Origin of the sequence: Streptomyces durbertensis (assembly GCF_014156695.1) — a bacterium.
GTDB classification, from domain to species: Bacteria; Actinomycetota; Actinomycetes; order Streptomycetales; family Streptomycetaceae; genus Streptomyces; species Streptomyces durbertensis.
The window spans coordinates 1-14,993 of the sequence record NZ_WMLF01000095.1 but is presented as its reverse complement, the minus strand read 5'-3'; the positions used below and the strand labels follow the sequence as shown (position 1 = coordinate 14,993).

Annotated in this window: 16 protein-coding genes and 3 tRNA genes; 10 read left to right on the top strand and 9 right to left on the bottom strand. The window is 72.6% G+C overall.

Translation table 11 applies throughout. The annotated features are described in order from the left end of the window. Positions 1-76 precede the first annotated feature (76 nt). Positions 77-880, bottom strand: a complete 804-nt coding sequence (locus GL263_RS09250) for a maleylpyruvate isomerase family mycothiol-dependent enzyme (protein ID WP_182855112.1) — start codon at positions 878-880, stop codon at positions 77-79. 75 nt (positions 881-955) lie between these two features. On the opposite strand from GL263_RS09250, the gene GL263_RS09245 reads away from it, so the two are divergent. After that, a complete protein-coding gene (locus tag GL263_RS09245; protein ID WP_182855111.1) occupies positions 956-1,537 on the top strand; it encodes a PH domain-containing protein in 582 nt (193 codons plus the stop codon). 85 nt (positions 1,538-1,622) lie between these two features. Here GL263_RS09245 and purL read toward each other — a convergent pair whose 3' ends face one another. The 3 genes from purL to purS are packed head-to-tail and all read right to left on the bottom strand — an operon-like array spanning position 1,623 to position 4,818. Beyond that, positions 1,623-3,887, bottom strand: a complete 2,265-nt coding sequence (gene purL, locus GL263_RS09240) for a phosphoribosylformylglycinamidine synthase subunit PurL (RefSeq protein ID WP_182855110.1) — start codon at positions 3,885-3,887, stop codon at positions 1,623-1,625. Continuing rightward, entirely contained in the window at positions 3,887-4,564 is a 678-nt protein-coding gene (gene purQ / locus GL263_RS09235; RefSeq protein ID WP_182855109.1) for a phosphoribosylformylglycinamidine synthase subunit PurQ, read from the bottom strand. Before purQ ends, purL begins: the two co-directional genes overlap by 1 nt. Beyond that, the gene (gene purS, locus GL263_RS09230; protein ID WP_143648891.1) at positions 4,561-4,818 is read right to left on the bottom strand and encodes a phosphoribosylformylglycinamidine synthase subunit PurS; all 258 of its coding nucleotides are present in this window, start codon (positions 4,816-4,818) and stop codon (positions 4,561-4,563) included. Before purS ends, purQ begins: the two co-directional genes overlap by 4 nt. Positions 4,819-5,224: 406 nt before the next feature. On the opposite strand from purS, the gene GL263_RS09225 reads away from it, so the two are divergent. The 9 genes from GL263_RS09225 to GL263_RS09185 all read left to right on the top strand — a co-directional run bounded on the left by GL263_RS09225 (position 5,225) and on the right by GL263_RS09185 (position 11,077). Beyond that, positions 5,225-5,542: a histone-like nucleoid-structuring protein Lsr2 gene (locus GL263_RS09225; RefSeq protein WP_182855108.1), complete on the top strand. Its 318-nt coding sequence runs from the start codon at positions 5,225-5,227 to the stop codon at positions 5,540-5,542. Positions 5,543-5,734: 192 nt separating this feature from the next. Next, positions 5,735-5,806, top strand: a tRNA-Gly gene (locus GL263_RS09220). Between the two features lie 75 nt (positions 5,807-5,881). Beyond that, positions 5,882-5,954: transfer RNA gene (locus tag GL263_RS09215), tRNA-Gly, on the top strand. A gap of 158 nt (positions 5,955-6,112) precedes the next feature. After that, positions 6,113-7,078 (top strand): ABC transporter ATP-binding protein, encoded by a 966-nt coding sequence (locus GL263_RS09210; protein ID WP_182855107.1) that lies wholly within the window; start codon positions 6,113-6,115, stop codon positions 7,076-7,078. A 77-nt stretch (positions 7,079-7,155) separates the two neighbouring features. After that, positions 7,156-7,980 (top strand): ABC transporter permease, encoded by an 825-nt coding sequence (locus GL263_RS09205; protein ID WP_182855114.1) that lies wholly within the window; start codon positions 7,156-7,158, stop codon positions 7,978-7,980. Between the two features lie 80 nt (positions 7,981-8,060). Continuing rightward, positions 8,061-9,434, top strand: a complete 1,374-nt coding sequence (locus GL263_RS09200) for a sensor histidine kinase (RefSeq protein ID WP_182855113.1) — start codon at positions 8,061-8,063, stop codon at positions 9,432-9,434. Further along, positions 9,431-10,063 (top strand): response regulator transcription factor, encoded by a 633-nt coding sequence (locus tag GL263_RS09195; protein ID WP_182855106.1) that lies wholly within the window; start codon positions 9,431-9,433, stop codon positions 10,061-10,063. The genes GL263_RS09200 and GL263_RS09195 overlap by 4 nt, the downstream gene beginning before the upstream one ends. 73 nt (positions 10,064-10,136) lie before the next feature. Beyond that, positions 10,137-10,212 (top strand) — tRNA-Gly (locus GL263_RS09190). Positions 10,213-10,426: 214 nt separating this feature from the next. Next, the gene (locus GL263_RS09185; protein WP_182855105.1) at positions 10,427-11,077 is read left to right on the top strand and encodes a putative DNA-mimic protein; all 651 of its coding nucleotides are present in this window, start codon (positions 10,427-10,429) and stop codon (positions 11,075-11,077) included. A 42-nt stretch (positions 11,078-11,119) separates the two neighbouring features. Here the strand turns inward: GL263_RS09185 and GL263_RS09180 are convergent, their stop codons facing one another. The 5 genes from GL263_RS09180 to GL263_RS09160 all read right to left on the bottom strand — a co-directional run bounded on the left by GL263_RS09180 (position 11,120) and on the right by GL263_RS09160 (position 14,959). Next, positions 11,120-11,860 (bottom strand): SLATT domain-containing protein, encoded by a 741-nt coding sequence (locus tag GL263_RS09180; protein WP_182855104.1) that lies wholly within the window; start codon positions 11,858-11,860, stop codon positions 11,120-11,122. Between the two features lie 205 nt (positions 11,861-12,065). Beyond that, positions 12,066-12,434, bottom strand: a complete 369-nt coding sequence (locus tag GL263_RS09175) for a hypothetical protein (RefSeq protein WP_182855103.1) — start codon at positions 12,432-12,434, stop codon at positions 12,066-12,068. 54 nt (positions 12,435-12,488) lie between these two features. Continuing rightward, complete coding sequence (locus GL263_RS09170; protein ID WP_182855102.1) at positions 12,489-13,169, bottom strand: class F sortase; 681 nt, start codon at positions 13,167-13,169, stop codon at positions 12,489-12,491. A gap of 253 nt (positions 13,170-13,422) precedes the next feature. Next, positions 13,423-14,256, bottom strand: coding sequence for a DUF4397 domain-containing protein (locus GL263_RS09165; protein ID WP_182855101.1), 834 nt, complete (start codon positions 14,254-14,256; stop codon positions 13,423-13,425). A gap of 121 nt (positions 14,257-14,377) precedes the next feature. Continuing rightward, positions 14,378-14,959 (bottom strand): DUF4383 domain-containing protein, encoded by a 582-nt coding sequence (locus tag GL263_RS09160; RefSeq protein ID WP_182855100.1) that lies wholly within the window; start codon positions 14,957-14,959, stop codon positions 14,378-14,380. Positions 14,960-14,993: the final 34 nt, after the last annotated feature.

The window sequence follows — 14,993 nt, the reverse complement described above, 5'->3', positions numbered from 1 at the left end:
CTCCCCACCCGCAGCGACGGCCACCCCCACCCGCGGCGACAGTCGACGGCGGTCCTCAGCGCATGGACGGCGGTCCTCAGCGCATGATCGGCAGGTGTTCGGCGAGGTTGGCGCGCTGGCCGCTGGCGGAGACGGCGCCGGCGGCGACCGCGCGTTCCCAGGTGACCCGGCCGGTGGCCAGCCGCAGCCAGGTCAGCGGGTCGGTCTCCACGGTGTTCGGCGGCGTGCCCCGGGTGTGCCGGGGCCCGTGGACGCACTGGACGACGGCGAACGGCGGCACCCGCACCTCGACCGAGCCGCCGGGGGCGCGTACCGCGAGGGTGTCGGCGAGCAGCCGCACGCTGGTGGCGAGCGCGTACCGGTCGAGCGTCACCGGGCGGCGTAGCGCCCTGGCGAGGTCGTCGGAGTGCACGACCAGCTCGATCAGCCGGGTGAGGGCGAAGTCGAGGGCGCGCATCGCGCCGAAGCGGTGCGGCAGCAGCACGTCCTCGCTGACCGCCGTCTCCAGGACCGGGTCGAGTTCGGCGATGGCGTCGTCGATGGCCGCCGCCGGGTCCTTGACGCGGGCGGCCTCCTCCTGGGTGCGCCGGTCCAGTTCGGCGGCGATCTCGCCGGTGGCGCCCGCCCAGTCCGGTACCCCGACCTCCGGGCGCTGGGCGGCCGGCGCCGGCTCGGCGAGCAGCCGGGGCAGCGCGTCGATCTGCGTGGCGACGTGGGTCAGCAGCCGGTGGACGTCCCAGCCGGGCAGCCCGGTGGGGAGCAGGAGCTGGTCGGGGGTGAGTCCGTGGGCGGCCGTACGGAGGTTCTCCACCTGGGCGACCAGCGCGTTGCGCACCCGGGTGGGCTCGTAACCGCGGCTTCTGCGTCGTACGGGAGGCATGGCAGGAGGGTAACGGGCTCGTAGCGGCTTTCCGCGTCCATAGGCGTGGGCCCGTCGTTGTGCCAGGATTCCGGCATGGGTATCGCTGATCGCCACCTCGCCGACGACGAGGAACTGGTGTACTCCACCAGGCAGCACTGGACCGAGATGGTGAGCGAGTTCATCCTGCTCTGCCTGGTGTGGATGGTCGCGGGGGCGCTGCTGTGGGTCGTCCCCGGCGGCGAGGACTGGACCGCCGCCGCGCGCTACGTGGTGTTGGGCGCCGCCGTGGTGGCGTCGCTGTGGCTGTGGCTGATCCCGCTGCTGAAGTGGCGCGGCACGGTCTACATCCTCACCACCAAGCGCATCCACAAGCGCAGCGGCTTCCTGACGAAGGCCGGCCGCAGCATCCCGCTGACGCGGGTGAACGACGTGTCGTTCAAGGCGTCGCTGTGGGAGCGGATCATGCGCTACGGCACGCTGAACATCCAGTCCGCTTCCGAGCAGGGCATGATGACGCTCAAGCACGTGCCGGACCCGGAGGGCTTCAAGTCGTTGATCTACCGGCAGATCGACGAGGAGCAGCAGCGCGCCCAGGCGCCGTACGGGCAGCCGGGCCCCTACGGCCAGCCGGGTCCGTACGGGCAGCCGGGCGGCATGATGCCGCCGGCGTACTGATCCGGGTTCTCCTCAGCAGCGTTCTCCGAACGGACGAGTCGGGGCGGCCTCCCCTGGAGGGGAGGCCGCCCCGACGCCGTGTCCGTCAGGCGAAGAGCGCCGGCAGAGTGGCCTCGTGGGCCTCGCGCAGCTCGGCGAGCGGCAGCGAGAACTGGCCCTGGACCTCGATGCTGTCCCCGTCGACGACGCCGATGCGGGTGGCGGGCAGGCCGCGCGCGCCGCACATGTCGTTGAAGCGGACCTCCTCGCTGCGCGGGACGGACACCACGGCCCGGCCCTGCGACTCGGAGAACAGGAACACGAACGGGTCGATGCCGTCCGGCACGACCAGCCGTGCGCCCTTGCCGCCGCGCAGGCAGGACTCGGTGACCGCCTGGACCAGCCCGCCGTCGCTGAGGTCGTGCGCGGCGTCGACCATGCCGTCGCGGGAGGCGGAGACCAGGATCTCCGCGAGCAGCCGCTCCCGCTCCAGGTCGACCTTGGGCGGCAGGCCGCCCAGGTGGTCGTGGATCACCTGGGACCAGGCGGAGCCGCCCAGTTCCTCCCGGGTGTCGCCGAGCAGGTAGAGCAGCTGGCCCTCCTCCGCGAACGCCATGGGCGTGCGGCGGGTGACGTCGTCGATGACGCCGAGCACGCCGACGACGGGCGTCGGGTGGATGGCGAGGTCCCCGGTCTGGTTGTAAAGGGAGACGTTGCCGCCGGTGACGGGGGTGCCGAGCTGCTGGCAGGCGTCGGCGAGACCGCGGGTGGCCTCGGCGAACTGCCACATGGCGGCCGGGTCCTCCGGCGAGCCGAAGTTGAGGCAGTCGGTGACGGCCAGCGGCTCGGCGCCGGTCGCGGCGACGTTGCGGTAGGACTCGGCGAGCGCGAGCTGCGCGCCGGTGTACGGGTCGAGCTTGGCGTAGCGGCCGTTGCCGTCGGTGGCGACGGCGACACCGAGGTTGGTGTCGTCGTCGATGCGGATGACGCCGCCGTCCTCGGGCATGGCGAGCACGGTGTTGCCGAGCACGTACCGGTCGTACTGGTCGGTGATCCACGCCTTGGAGGCCTGGTTCGGGGAGGCGACCAGGCGCAGGACCTGCTCGCGCAGCTCCTCGGGGGTGGCCGGCCGGGGCAGCTTGTTCGCGTCGTCGGCCTGGAGGGCGTCCTGCCACTCTGGGCGGGCGTAGGGCCGCTGGTAGACCGGGCCGTCGTGGGCGACCGAGCGCGGCGGCACGTCGACGATCTGCTCGCCGTGCCAGTAGATCTCCAGCCGGTCGCCGTCGGTGACCTCACCGATGACGGTGGCGATGACGTCCCACTTCTCGCAGATCTCCAGGAAGCGGTCGACCTTGTCGGGCTCGACGACCGCGCACATGCGCTCCTGCGACTCGCTCATGAGGATCTCCTCGGGCGAGAGCGTGTTGTCGCGCAGCGGCACGGTGTCCAGCTCGACGCGCATGCCGCCGGAGCCGGCGGAGGCCAGCTCGCTGGTGGCGCAGGAGAGCCCGGCGCCGCCGAGGTCCTGGATGCCGGCGACGAGCTTCTCCCGGAAGATCTCCAGGGTGCACTCGATGAGCAGCTTCTCCTGGAACGGGTCGCCGACCTGCACGGCGGGCCGCTTGGCCGGACCCTCGGCGTCGAAGGTCTCGGAGGCCAGCACGGAGACGCCGCCGATGCCGTCGCCGCCGGTGCGGGCGCCGTAGAGGATGACCTTGTTGCCGACGCCGGACGCCTTGGCCAGGTGGATGTCCTCGTGCTTCATGACGCCGACGCACAGGGCGTTGACCAGCGGGTTGCCCTGGTAGCAGGGGTCGAAGACGACCTCGCCGCCGATGTTGGGCAGGCCCAGGCAGTTGCCGTAGCCGCCGATGCCCGCGACGACACCGGGCAGCACGCGCCGGGTGTCGGGGTGGTCGGCGGCGCCGAAGCGCAGCGGGTCCATGACGGCGACCGGGCGGGCGCCCATGGCGAGGATGTCGCGCACGATGCCGCCGATGCCGGTGGCCGCGCCCTGGTAGGGCTCGATGTACGACGGGTGGTTGTGCGACTCGACCTTGAAGGTCACCGCGTAGCCCTGGCCGACGTCGACGACACCGGCGTTCTCGCCGATGCCGACGAGCATGGCGTCGGACTCGGGGGCCTTCTCACCGAACTGCTTCAGGTGGACCTTGCTGGACTTGTACGAGCAGTGCTCGGACCACATGACCGAGTACATCGCCAGCTCCGCGCCGGTGGGGCGGCGGCCGAGGATCTCCCGGATGCGGTCGTACTCGTCCTCCTTGAGGCCGAGTTCGGACCAGGGCTGCTCGGTGTCGGGCGTCTTCGCCGCGTGCTCGGTGGTGTCCAGGTGGCGCTTGTCGTCTGTCATCAGGCGTTGACCAGCTTCTTGATCGCCGAGGTGAAGAATCCGAGGCCGTCGGTGGTGGGGCCGGTCAGGGCCTCCACGGCGTGCTCGGGGTGCGGCATGAGGCCGACGACGTTGCCGGCCGCGTTGGTGATGCCGGCGATGTCGCGGCGGGAGCCGTTGGGGTTGACGTCGAGGTAGCGGAAGACGACCCGCCCCTCGGCCTCCAGCTCGTCCAGGGTGCGCTCGTCGGCGACGTAACCGCCCTCGCCGTTCTTCAGCGGAACGGTGATCTCCTGACCGGCCGCGTAGTCGGTCGTCCACGCGGTGTTGTTGTTCTCCACCCGCAGGCGCTGGTCGCGGCAGATGAAGTGCAGGTGGTCGTTACGGGTGAGCGCGCCGGGCAGCAGGTGGGATTCGCAGAGCACCTGGAAGCCGTTGCAGATACCCAGAACGGGCATTCCGGCCTTGGCCTGTTCGATGATCGTGCTCATCACCGGGGAGAAGCGGGCGATGGCCCCGCAGCGCAGATAGTCGCCGTAGCTGAATCCGCCGGGCAGGACAACGGCGTCGACCTGGTGGAGGTCTTTGTCGCGGTGCCAGAGCGAAACCGGCTCACCGCCGGCGAGCTTGACGGCGCGAAGCGCGTCCTGATCGTCCAGCGATCCCGGAAATGTGACTACTCCGATACGCGTGGTCATGCCGTCGCCGTCTCTTCGACGCGCACGGTGAAGTCCTCGATCACGGTGTTGGCGAGGAAGGTCTCGGCGAGCTCGTTGACGCGGGCGAGCACGGCGTCGTCGACCGGGCCCTCCACCTCGAGCTCGAAGCGCTTCCCCTGACGGACGTCCGCGATGCCCTCGAACCCGAGGCGCGGCAGCGCACGCTGCACCGCCTGACCCTGGGGGTCGAGGATCTCCGGCTTGAGCATGACGTCGACTACGACGCGAGCCACAGGTACTCCCGGTGATGTTGTTGCTTGGCTGCCCATGGCCTCGTTCGCCTCGGGGCGCGGCGCCCGTCGGTTCCCTCGGCTGCCCGTTCAGCGTACCCGGCTGAAAATTCTACGCGGGTAGATATAGACTGCCGCTCATCACGGTCGGATATCGGCGTGAGAAAACCTCTGCCCGGAAGCGGCGGAGAAACGTAGGGTTCCGATTGCGACCGGGTAGCTTCGTGAAGCGGAGGCGAAGCGTGCACGACGCACGGTGGAAAAATTCGCCACCAAGCGATGTCATGATTGCCCCGTAGCAGAAAGAATAGGGCGGAGACCGAACCGGAAGGTCGCCGTCACCGCACCTCAGCGTGGCTGACCGGCCCCCGGGAACTCGGGAACCGGTCCTCCCGAAAGGACGATATCCGTGGCACAGCGCGTCGTGGTAACTCTCGCCGACGACATCGATGGCGGCGAAGCGGCCGAAACGGTCGTGTTCGCCCTCGACGGCAAGGCCTACGAGATCGACCTGAGCAAGGACAACGCGAAGAAACTGCGCGGCGCACTCGCGCCCTACGTGCGCGCCGGCCGCAAGCAGGCCAGGTCCGGCAAGACCTACACCCGCACCTCCGTGGCCCCCGACCCGCGCGCGGTCCGCGCCTGGGCGCTCTCCAACGGCTACGAGGTGCCGGCCAGGGGCCGCATCCCCAGCCGCGTCTACGAGGCCTTCCGCGCCGCGAGCTGAGAAGCCCTCGGCCCGCCGGTCGAGCCGCCCTTCGCCCCGCCGGTCGAGCCGCCGGTCGAGCCGCGCGCCGACCGGCGGGGCGACCGCCGGCGGAGCCGACTTGCACAGCACCCCCGGTGATCCGCTAGAGTCTGGAGCACACCGCGAGGGCGGGCCGGCCACCAGGCAGAACGGCTCGAAGTCGCAGGTCATGCGGGTGTAGCTCAGTAGTAGAGCGCCCCCTTTCCAAGGGGGAGGCGCAGTGTGCGATCCCTGTCACCCGCTCTGACCACTCTGTCTGTCCGAATGGATCAGGTAGAGTGTCTTCCGCACCGTCGGCGTCAGCCGTTCGGAGCGTCTGCGGACGTAGCTCAGTTGGTAGAGCGCAACCTTGCCAAGGTTGAGGTCGCGAGTTCGAGCCTCGTCGTCCGCTCAGTGAGAGAAACCCGGTCCTTCGCGGACCGGGTTTCCTGCTTTTCCGCCACCTCGGGAACAACCTCGGACAACACCGCCGCGCGCACTGACATTTGTCATCACGACCGGTGACAGCCCGCACTGCCGCCCGCACTCCCCCACCGCGATGATCGTCCTATGAACATCGGGGAGACAGTGATCGAGACGACCGGGCTGCGCCGCAGGTACGGCCCGGAGGGCGACGGCGGCTTCGAGGCGGTGCGCGGCGTCGACCTGCGGGTGGCGCGCGGCGAACTCTTCGCGCTGCTCGGGGTGAACGGCGCCGGAAAGACCTCCACCCTCGAACTGCTGGAGGGGCTGGAACGCCCCACCGCCGGCACCGTCCGGGTGCTCGGCCACGATCCCTACCGGGACCGCGCCCTGGTCCGCCCCCGCACCGGCATCATGCTCCAGGCCGGCGGCTTCCCCGCCGAACTGACCGTGCGGGAGACCGCCCGCATGTGGATCGGCACCCACGCCGGCGCGACCCGCCCCCTCGACGAGGTGCTGGCGGCCGTCGGACTCGCCGACCGCCGCGACGTACGGGTCAAGCAGCTCTCCGGCGGCGAGAAGCGCCGGCTCGACCTCGCCATGGCCCTCGTCGGACGCCCCGAGGTGCTGTTCCTCGACGAGCCGACGACCGGCATGGACGCCGAAGGCCGCCAGGCCACCTGGGAGCTGGTCCGCGAACTGCGCGCCGCCGGCACCACCGTGCTGCTCACCACCCACTACCTGGAGGAAGCCGAGCAGTTGGCCGACCGGCTGGCGATCATGCGCGCCGGCCGCGTCGAGATCACCGGCACCCCCGCGGAGGTCACCGCCACCCGGCCCGCCCGGGTCCGCTTCCGGCTGCCGCGGGACGTGTCACCGGCCCGGCTGCCGCTGTCGCTGCCGGCCGCCGCCGACGGCGACCGCGTCGAGATCCGCACCCAGGACGTCCAGGGGGCGCTCACCACGCTGCTGCTGTGGGCCAGGGACGAACGCGTCGAACTCCGCGACCTCGACGCCCGCTCGGCCACCCTCGAAGAGGCGTTCCTCGCCCTGGCCGGCAAGGACGGCGGCACCGCCGAGGAGCCCGCGACGACCAGCGGGGTGGCGGCGTGAGCCGGACGACGGGGACCACGGACAGGGACAACAGCACGGCCGACGGCACGGCCGACGAGACGGGGGAGACCACCTCCATGACCACCACACGCGAGACCGGCACCGCCACGGGAACCGGACGGGTCGACGGCCGCCGGGCCGCCGCCGCCCGCGTCGCCGCACTCGGCAGGGCCGAACTGACCCTGCTGCTACGCAACAAGACGATGCTGTTCACCGCGCTGCTGCTGCCCGCGCTGGTCACCTTCGGCATGCGCGGCGTCGTCGACCAGATGGGCGACGGCCTCGACCACGTCGGTCTCACCGTCGGCACGGTGCTCGTCCCCGCCTCGGTCGGCTTCGTGCTGCTGTTCGCCGTCTACTCCAACCTCGTCGGCACCTACGTCGTCCGCCGCGAGGAACTGGTGCTCAAGCGGCTGCGCACCGGCTCCGCCACGGACACCGAGATCCTCGTCGCGGCGGCGCTGCCGTCGGCGGTCATCGCCGTCGTGCAGTGCGCGGTGCTGCTGGCGTGCGGCGCCCTCGTGCTCGACCTGGAGGCGCCGCGCCGACCGGACCTGCTGCTGCTCGGCCTGCTCCTCGGCACGGTCACGATGGCCGCGCTGGCCGCCGTGTCCGCCGCGTTCACGTCGTCCGCCGAGGCCGCGCAGCTCACGCCGATGCCGCTGATGCTCGTCTCGTTCGCCGGCTCCGGCCTGATGATCCCGCTCGAACTGTTCCCCGACCGGGTCGCGGACATCTGCCGGCTGCTGCCGCTCACCGGGCCGATGGAACTTGTCCGCGGCGGGTGGACGGGCACCCTCGGCGGCGCCGACACGCTGAAGGCGCTGGCGGTCAGCGTCGGTTGGACCGCGCTGTCGGTGTACGCCGTCCGCCGCTGGTTCCGCTGGGACCCGCGCCGCTGAGCCGCCACCGGCGGCGGGAGGCCGGCGGGCCCGGTTTGGCAGACTCGACGCCGGTCGCCGGTCACTACGAGGGGAAGAAGATGTCGGCGAGAAGCCTCGACAACTGGTGGCGGCGCCACAGCAACGCCGACCGGGTGGAGATGTACACCCGCTGGAGCCTGTGCTCCTTCGGACTGGCCGAGGTTGTCCTCGCCGCCACCCTCGTCGGCGCCGCCGGCCCCGGCTGGGCGGCGGCCGCGCTGCTCGCCCTGTACTCCGCGCACGCGCTCACGGTCGCCGTCTGCTGCCACCACTCGCTGAACTGGCTGCTCGGCCGCCGTACGCGTCCGCACCGCTGGCAGGCGGCGACGGCGGCGACGACGACGCTCCTGGCCGCAACGCTGCTCGGCGTGCGGGCGCTCGACCGGAGCGAGGATCCGTCCGTGTTCGCCGCACTGCTCGCCCTGGCTCTGGCGAACGGGATGATGGCGCTGCTGCTGCACGTGCCCGCTCTGCGGTCGGTCGGCCTCGTCCTGCTGCTCTGCCTCGGTGTCGGCATGGCCGTCTACCTGGTGTCCGGTTCGGGCCTGGAGGCGGTGGCGTTCGCCGTCGCGTGCGCCAGCGGCACGCTCGGCCTCGCCCTCACCGGACGCGTCTCCGCGTGGATGCTCGGCGTCATGCTCGAACTCGACGCCGGCCGGCACGCCCAGGCCCGGCTCGCCGTCGCGGAGGAGCGGCTGCGGTTCGGGCGCGACCTGCACGACGTGCTCGGACGCAACCTGACGGTGATCGCCCTGAAGAGCGAGCTGGCCGTGCAGCTGGCGCAGCGTGGCCGGCCGGAGGCGGTGGCGCAGATGGTCGAGGTGCAGGAGGTCACCCGGCAGTCGCAGCGGGAGCTGCGGGACGTCGTGCGCGGCTACCGCGAGGCCGGTCTGCGCAACGAACTCGCCGGGGCCGGCAGCGTGCTGCGGGCGGCCGGCATCGACTGCGTCAGCGACGCCGAGCGGGTGGAACGGCTGCCGGCGGCCGCGCAGTCCGCGCTGGGCTGGGTGGTCCGGGAGGCGACCACCAACGTGCTCCGCCACTCGGACGCCTCCCGCTGCGAGATCACGCTGCGGATCACCGAGGACGGCGCCGGCGCGTACGACCCTGGCGCGGACGGCTCCGGCGAGGCCGGCGGGCGACCGGCTGCCGCCGTGCTCGCCGTCCGCAACAACGGCGCGCGCGGAAACCGCACCGGCGGCGGCAGCGGCCTCGCCGGCCTGCGGGAACGCCTGGCCGGTGTCGGCGGCACCCTCACCACGACCACGGGAAGCGAGGACGGCGAAGAGATGTTCGTGCTGCGGGCGACGGTACCGCTGAACGACGGGGCCCCGGCCCGGGAGCCGGCGGGCGTCGACGCGCCCGCCCGCACCCGCGCCCACACCCGCGCCGACGCCGGGCCGCGCGTCGGCGCCGAGGAGGTCGCAGGATGAGCCGTCCCGCCGACCGGCCGGCGCTGCGCGTGCTGCTCGCCGACGACGAGCACCTGATCCGCGGGGCGCTGGCCGCGCTGCTCGCGATGGAGGACGACCTGGTGGTGGTCGCCGAGGCCGCCACCGGCCCGGAGGCCATGGCGATGGCCCGCGCGCACCGGCCCGACGTCGCCGTGCTCGACCTGAACATGCCCGGCGCGGACGGCATCGAGGTGGTCACGGCGCTGCGCCGCGAGGTACCGGAGTGCGCGGCCATGATCGTCACCGGGCACGGCCGTCCCGGCCACCTCAAGCAGGCGCTCAGCGCCGGGGCGCGCGGCTTCCTGCCGAAGACCGTGTCCGCGCAGCGGCTCGCCGAGATCATCCGCGCCGTGCACGACGGCAACCGCTACGTCGACCCCGAGCTTGCCGCCGAGGCGATCAGCGCGGGCGACTCCCCGCTGACCGCCCGCGAGACCGAGCTGCTCGAGCTGGCCGCCGACGGCGCCACGATCGCGGAGATCGCGCGGCGGGCGTCCCTGGCCCCGGGCACCGTGCGGAACTACCTGTCGGCCGCGGCGGCCAAGCTCGGCGCCGGGAACCGGCACGTCGCGGCGCGCACGGCCCGCGAGCGCGGCTGGATCGCGTGAGACCGCTCACTGCCGCCGGAAACGGTCACGGGCACCCCCGCGGATTGGCTATAGTGGACGACGCACAGCGCGTGCGGACGTAGCTCAGTTGGTAGAGCGCAACCTTGCCAAGGTTGAGGTCGCGAGTTCGAGCCTCGTCGTCCGCTCCACTTCGAAGGCCCGACCGGTGACGGTCGGGCCTTCGGGCTTTTCCGGGGTCTCCGGGGTCTCCGGGGTCTCCGACACCCGCCGGTCATACCGTATGACGGCACCTGTGGACAGTCCTCTACGCGCTGTGTGCCCGGGGCACTACTCTGGCCGAACTGATCAGACCGCGACCGCCGCTCCCCCAGAATCCCGACCCCGTCCTTCCCTGGAGTTGCCTTGGCCTGTGACCTGTGGCTTGTCCCCCTCGTCGACGTGCTGTGCCACAGCCCCGACAACCCGTTCGCCGAAGAGATCGCCGCCTACGACAAGGCCCTGGGCGAGGCCGGACTGCCACCGGTGCCGGTCTACGGCTACATGCCGGGCCTCTCCGGCGACGTCGCCCCGGTGGCCGGCTTCGACTACGACGCTCTGCACCTGCTGCGCCGCGCGCACCTGCTCGGGCTATGCGGGCTGGAGCTGACGCCGGCGGAGCAGGCCGTGGGCGACTACCAGGAGTTGCTGGAGATGTTCGAGCCGACGGCCCAGCAGTCGCACCTGGTGTGGCACTACGACCACGCAGGCGCCTACGTGCCGGTGGACTTCGCGGCCCCGCTCACCAACGCCGAACTGCTGGAGGGTGGGGGCCCGTTGGGCTCCAGCCACGGACTGCTGCGCGAACTGGAGGCGGTGGCACCGTCGTTGGGTATCGACCCGGCGAACCCGCCGGCGGCGCCGCTCCCGCCGGACAGACCGACCACGCTGGAGGAGCCGGCCGCCTCGGCCCCTCAGGACGCCGGTCCCTACGCCCGGGAGCGGCACGTGTGGCTCGGGCTGCACGCCGCCGCGACCCGCAGCCTCGCCCAGGGATCGATGATCCTCTTCTCCTGACGAGGGTCGTCTTCTCCCGGCCGGGCCGTGCCGGCTCGCTGGTCAGCGAGGGCTCTCCGGTGGCCGCTGGCGGGGCATGTTGGGCCGGGTGCCCGGCGGCAGGGTGAAGCGCGCGGCGCCCGCCCAGCTCGGCTCGGACTGCCGGCGCGGCCAGCCGGGTTGGGGCGGGCGGTGGGACAGCCCCGGCACGGGCCCGGTGCGGAACTCGACCATCCAGTCCCCGGTCTCCGCCCGCACCAGCTCGGACACGTCCTCGCTGAACCGCCGCAGTACACCGAGGCAGCGCTCGGCCGCCTCGGCCGCCGTCCCCTCGGCGGGGCCGAGCACCTCGCGCACCGACTCGGCCGCCCACTCGTACTGGAGAGCCTCCAGCCGCCGCTGGATGGCCTGCGCGGTCGCCACGTCACGCATCCAACCGGAGGTGAGCCCGAACCAACGATCACAACCGGCGCACAGCACGGCGCCCAGCAACGAGAGGTAGCCCCAGGCCAGCGGGGCGAGCACACCGCCGAGCACACCGGCCAGCTCCAACAGGGGCAGTACCGCGCCGCCGACGACCCCGAGCCCGGTACCGGCGCGCAGCACCCGGGCGGCGCGGCGCTTGCGGGTGCGGTCGGCCAGGTACCAGTCGACCATCGCCACCGCGCGTTGCTCGACCCACTGGTACAGCTCGTCCAGCCGCTCCGCCGGTTCCCCCCAGTCGCCCAAGGGGAAGGCATGGCCCAGCAACTCCCCTCGACGGTCGCGGCCGGCACCCTCGGGCTGCGTTTCCGGCTGACTCACCTGCCCACTCCCAACCACAGGACACAGTTGCGCACATCGCGCTGACCCCACGAGTGCACATTTCTACCTCTAAAACCAGGTTCCCGTCCGGGCGTTCAACCGACGCGAGAGGAGAGTCTGAGTTCAACGGCCGACGACGGCGCTGTCGACTCACTCAAAAGAGTGGCCGTCCGGCCCCGTCGCGCCGTCGGCAGGAGCGAGTGCGTCAGTCCGGCTCGGCGGGCCGGTCGGAGGGGTCCGGCGCGGCCGGTCCGCCGGGCGCTCCCGGCCCGGGAGGCTCGGCCGGGGCGTCACGCGGGGCGTTCCCCGGGACGTCCTGCCGGGCGTCCTGCGGGGCGGCTTCGCGCACCGCCGCCTCGATGGCCCGCCACAGCCGCGCGGGAGGCCGGCAGCGGTGCGGGTACCCCGCCCGGTCGCTCCGCGTCGCGCCGCGGACCGCGCGCACCACCCGGCGCGTCGCCGCCAGTTCGGTCCGGCAGCGCGCGCAGTGCGCGAGGTGGGCGGCTTCGACGCCCACGGCCGGTGTGTGTGCCAGCGCCAGCTCGGTGAGTCGTCCACCGTCGATGTGGGGCACCCCCGCCTCCTTCCGCCCGTCCGGCGCCGGCCCCGGCGGCCGCCGCCCGCCGGGTCAGTCCCGACTCACCGGCACGGCCGTGACGATGACGTTGTTCTGGTAGCCGCCGCGCCCGGGGTCGTAGGGCGGCGCGCAGGTGATGAGTGTGAGGACGTGCGGCCCGGCACGGGCGAACGTCTCCTTCGGCAGGTCGTCCTTCGGCACCACGCGGCGGGCGCTCACCTCGAAGCGGGCGGGCGTGCCGTGGCGCCGCTCGACGGTCACCTCGTCCCCCGCACGCACCTCGTAGAGCGCCACGAGCGCGCCGAGTTCACCGGTGCGTGAGTCGACGTGGCCGAGGAGGACGGCGGAGCCGCGCTCGGCGCCGGGGGCCGGGCCGAAGCGGTACCAGCCGGCGCGTGCCGGGTCGTCCGGCACCTCGGCGGCCCCGTCCTCGTCGACCCCGGTCGGGACGACGGGCGCGTCCAGCCCGACCCGGTCGATCCGGAGACGTTCGGGCGGGTCGGGTCTCGCGGCCTCGGGTGCGCCGGGCGCACCGGCGGTGTCGGATTCCGCCTTGGGCGAGGTCGCCGCCGGGGGCGGCGCCTCCGCCGCGGCCCGGGCGGCGGTGGATCCCCCGAACTCCTCGGGGCCGGCCGAACCTCCGCCGCCCGCCGCCACGTTGAGGAGCACCGCGAGCGCGAGCGCCAGCAGCAGGACGGCGGGGAGCCGTCGCGGGTGTGTCGTCCGGGTCATCGGTCGCCTCCCGGGCCGGGATCGGCGGTGTCGTCGGACACGGCGGTGTCGTCGGACACGGCGGTCTGCGGGCACCGCGGGGTGCTCGGACACGGCTGTGTGCGGGCACGGTGCCGGGGCCGTCGTCGTGACGACGGCCCCGGCGGTGGGTGGCCGCCCGGCCGCTACCGGGACGGGCGGTCCGGGCGGCCACCCCCCGGGCCGTTCTCGGGCACGGCCCGGGGAGTCGCGGTTCACCGAGGGGTGCGGTCCGTCAGCCCTGCTGTCCGGCGCGGCGGCGCAGCACCAGGACGCCGCCCGCGAGGGCGATCGCTCCGGCGGCGCTCCACGCCAGCCATGCGTCCGTGGAGTTGGCGCCGGCGGCCGCACCGTTGCCACCGGCCGGCACGGAGGCCGGGTCGCTGTGCATGCCGTCCAGGGTCTGCACCTTCAGGGCGAGGTTCTCGTCCTCGGCGCTGCCCCAGGCGTACACGATGTTGGTCGTTCCCTCCTTGAGGTCGAGGTCGGCCGGGCCGATGGCGACATCGTCGGTACCGGCCAGCACCACGTCGGCGCTGACGGTTCCGGCGTCGACCTCGGCGGTGTCCTCGTTCGGGTTGGTCAGGCCCTCGAAGACGGGCTGGCCGCCGGCCCGTACGTCGACCGCCGGGGCGGCGGCGACGTGCCGGACGGTGAGCCGCGACTTGCCGGCGTCGAGGTCGGAGACGTCGTTGACGAACGCGGTCAGCTGCGGCTGACCTTCGGCGTCGAGGTGGGCGGCGACGGTGGCGTTGGCTCCGGCCGGCACGTCGATCTTCTTCTCGATGGCCGGGTCGTCGCTGTCGGGGTCGTCGCCGGCGGCGAAGACCTTGATGTCGTAGCTGCCGGCCGCCATCTCCTGCGGGTCGGTCAGCGTGCCGGGCTCGAAGTCCGGCAGCAGCTCGTCGCCGTTGGCGTAGACGTCGACGGTCAGGCCGGGGACGCCGTGGAAGACGGAGACCCAGGCCATGTCGTCCTCGGCCGCGGCGGCCTGGGGGGCGACGGTCAGGGCGAGCGAGCAGGTGCCGGCCGCGGCCATGGTGGCCACGAGAGTGCGCATGTTCCTCATCGGAAATCCCTTCGAGAGGGCCCCGAGTGGTGGCGGGGCGTGGATGTCCGTTGTTCGGTTCCCGACGCGTCCGCGGATGCGGTACGGCCGGGGTTCTCCTGGCTGGGCGCGGTTTTCTCGGTCAACCGGGCCTTCGCGGGAAGGAGTCGGGTGAGCGTCGGGCCTCCGGCGGGGAGGGGTCGGTCGGTCCGACGGAGGGGAGCGCCGTCACGGATGGGCCGGTGACGGCTTCGCGGGCGGCTTGGTCAGGGTGCCGGGCCCGCCAGTACGGATTGTCGTGAGGTAGTCCTCCGCTCACCCTGCCGTACATCCCGAATGTCAGGATCAACAGCCCCACCGTAAAAGCGAAGATGACGTTGGGCATCCGGAAGGCGAGGAGGTTTGCGCCGCTGTCGAGCACGGCGAGGCCGGCAAAACCGCTGAGAATGAACAGTCCGCCCACGACCATGTTCAGCGTGGAGGCGACGTTTCCGCCGATTACCGCGCCCGCCATCAGAGTGATTCCGACGACCACGGACACCAGGCTGAGCAGTCCGTTGCTGGACAGCCCCGCGACCTGCTGGCCGGTGGTGTCGAAGAACGCCAGCCGGTCGAGGAAGCCGAGGACGCCGAAGGCGAGCAGCAGCACACCTCCGAGGGCGGCGCCGTAGCGGTAGACGGTGGCGAGGCGGTGGTCCTGGGGGAGTTCGTCGCTGAGTCTCATGGCTGGCTCCTTCGCCGTGCCGGGGGCCGGGAGA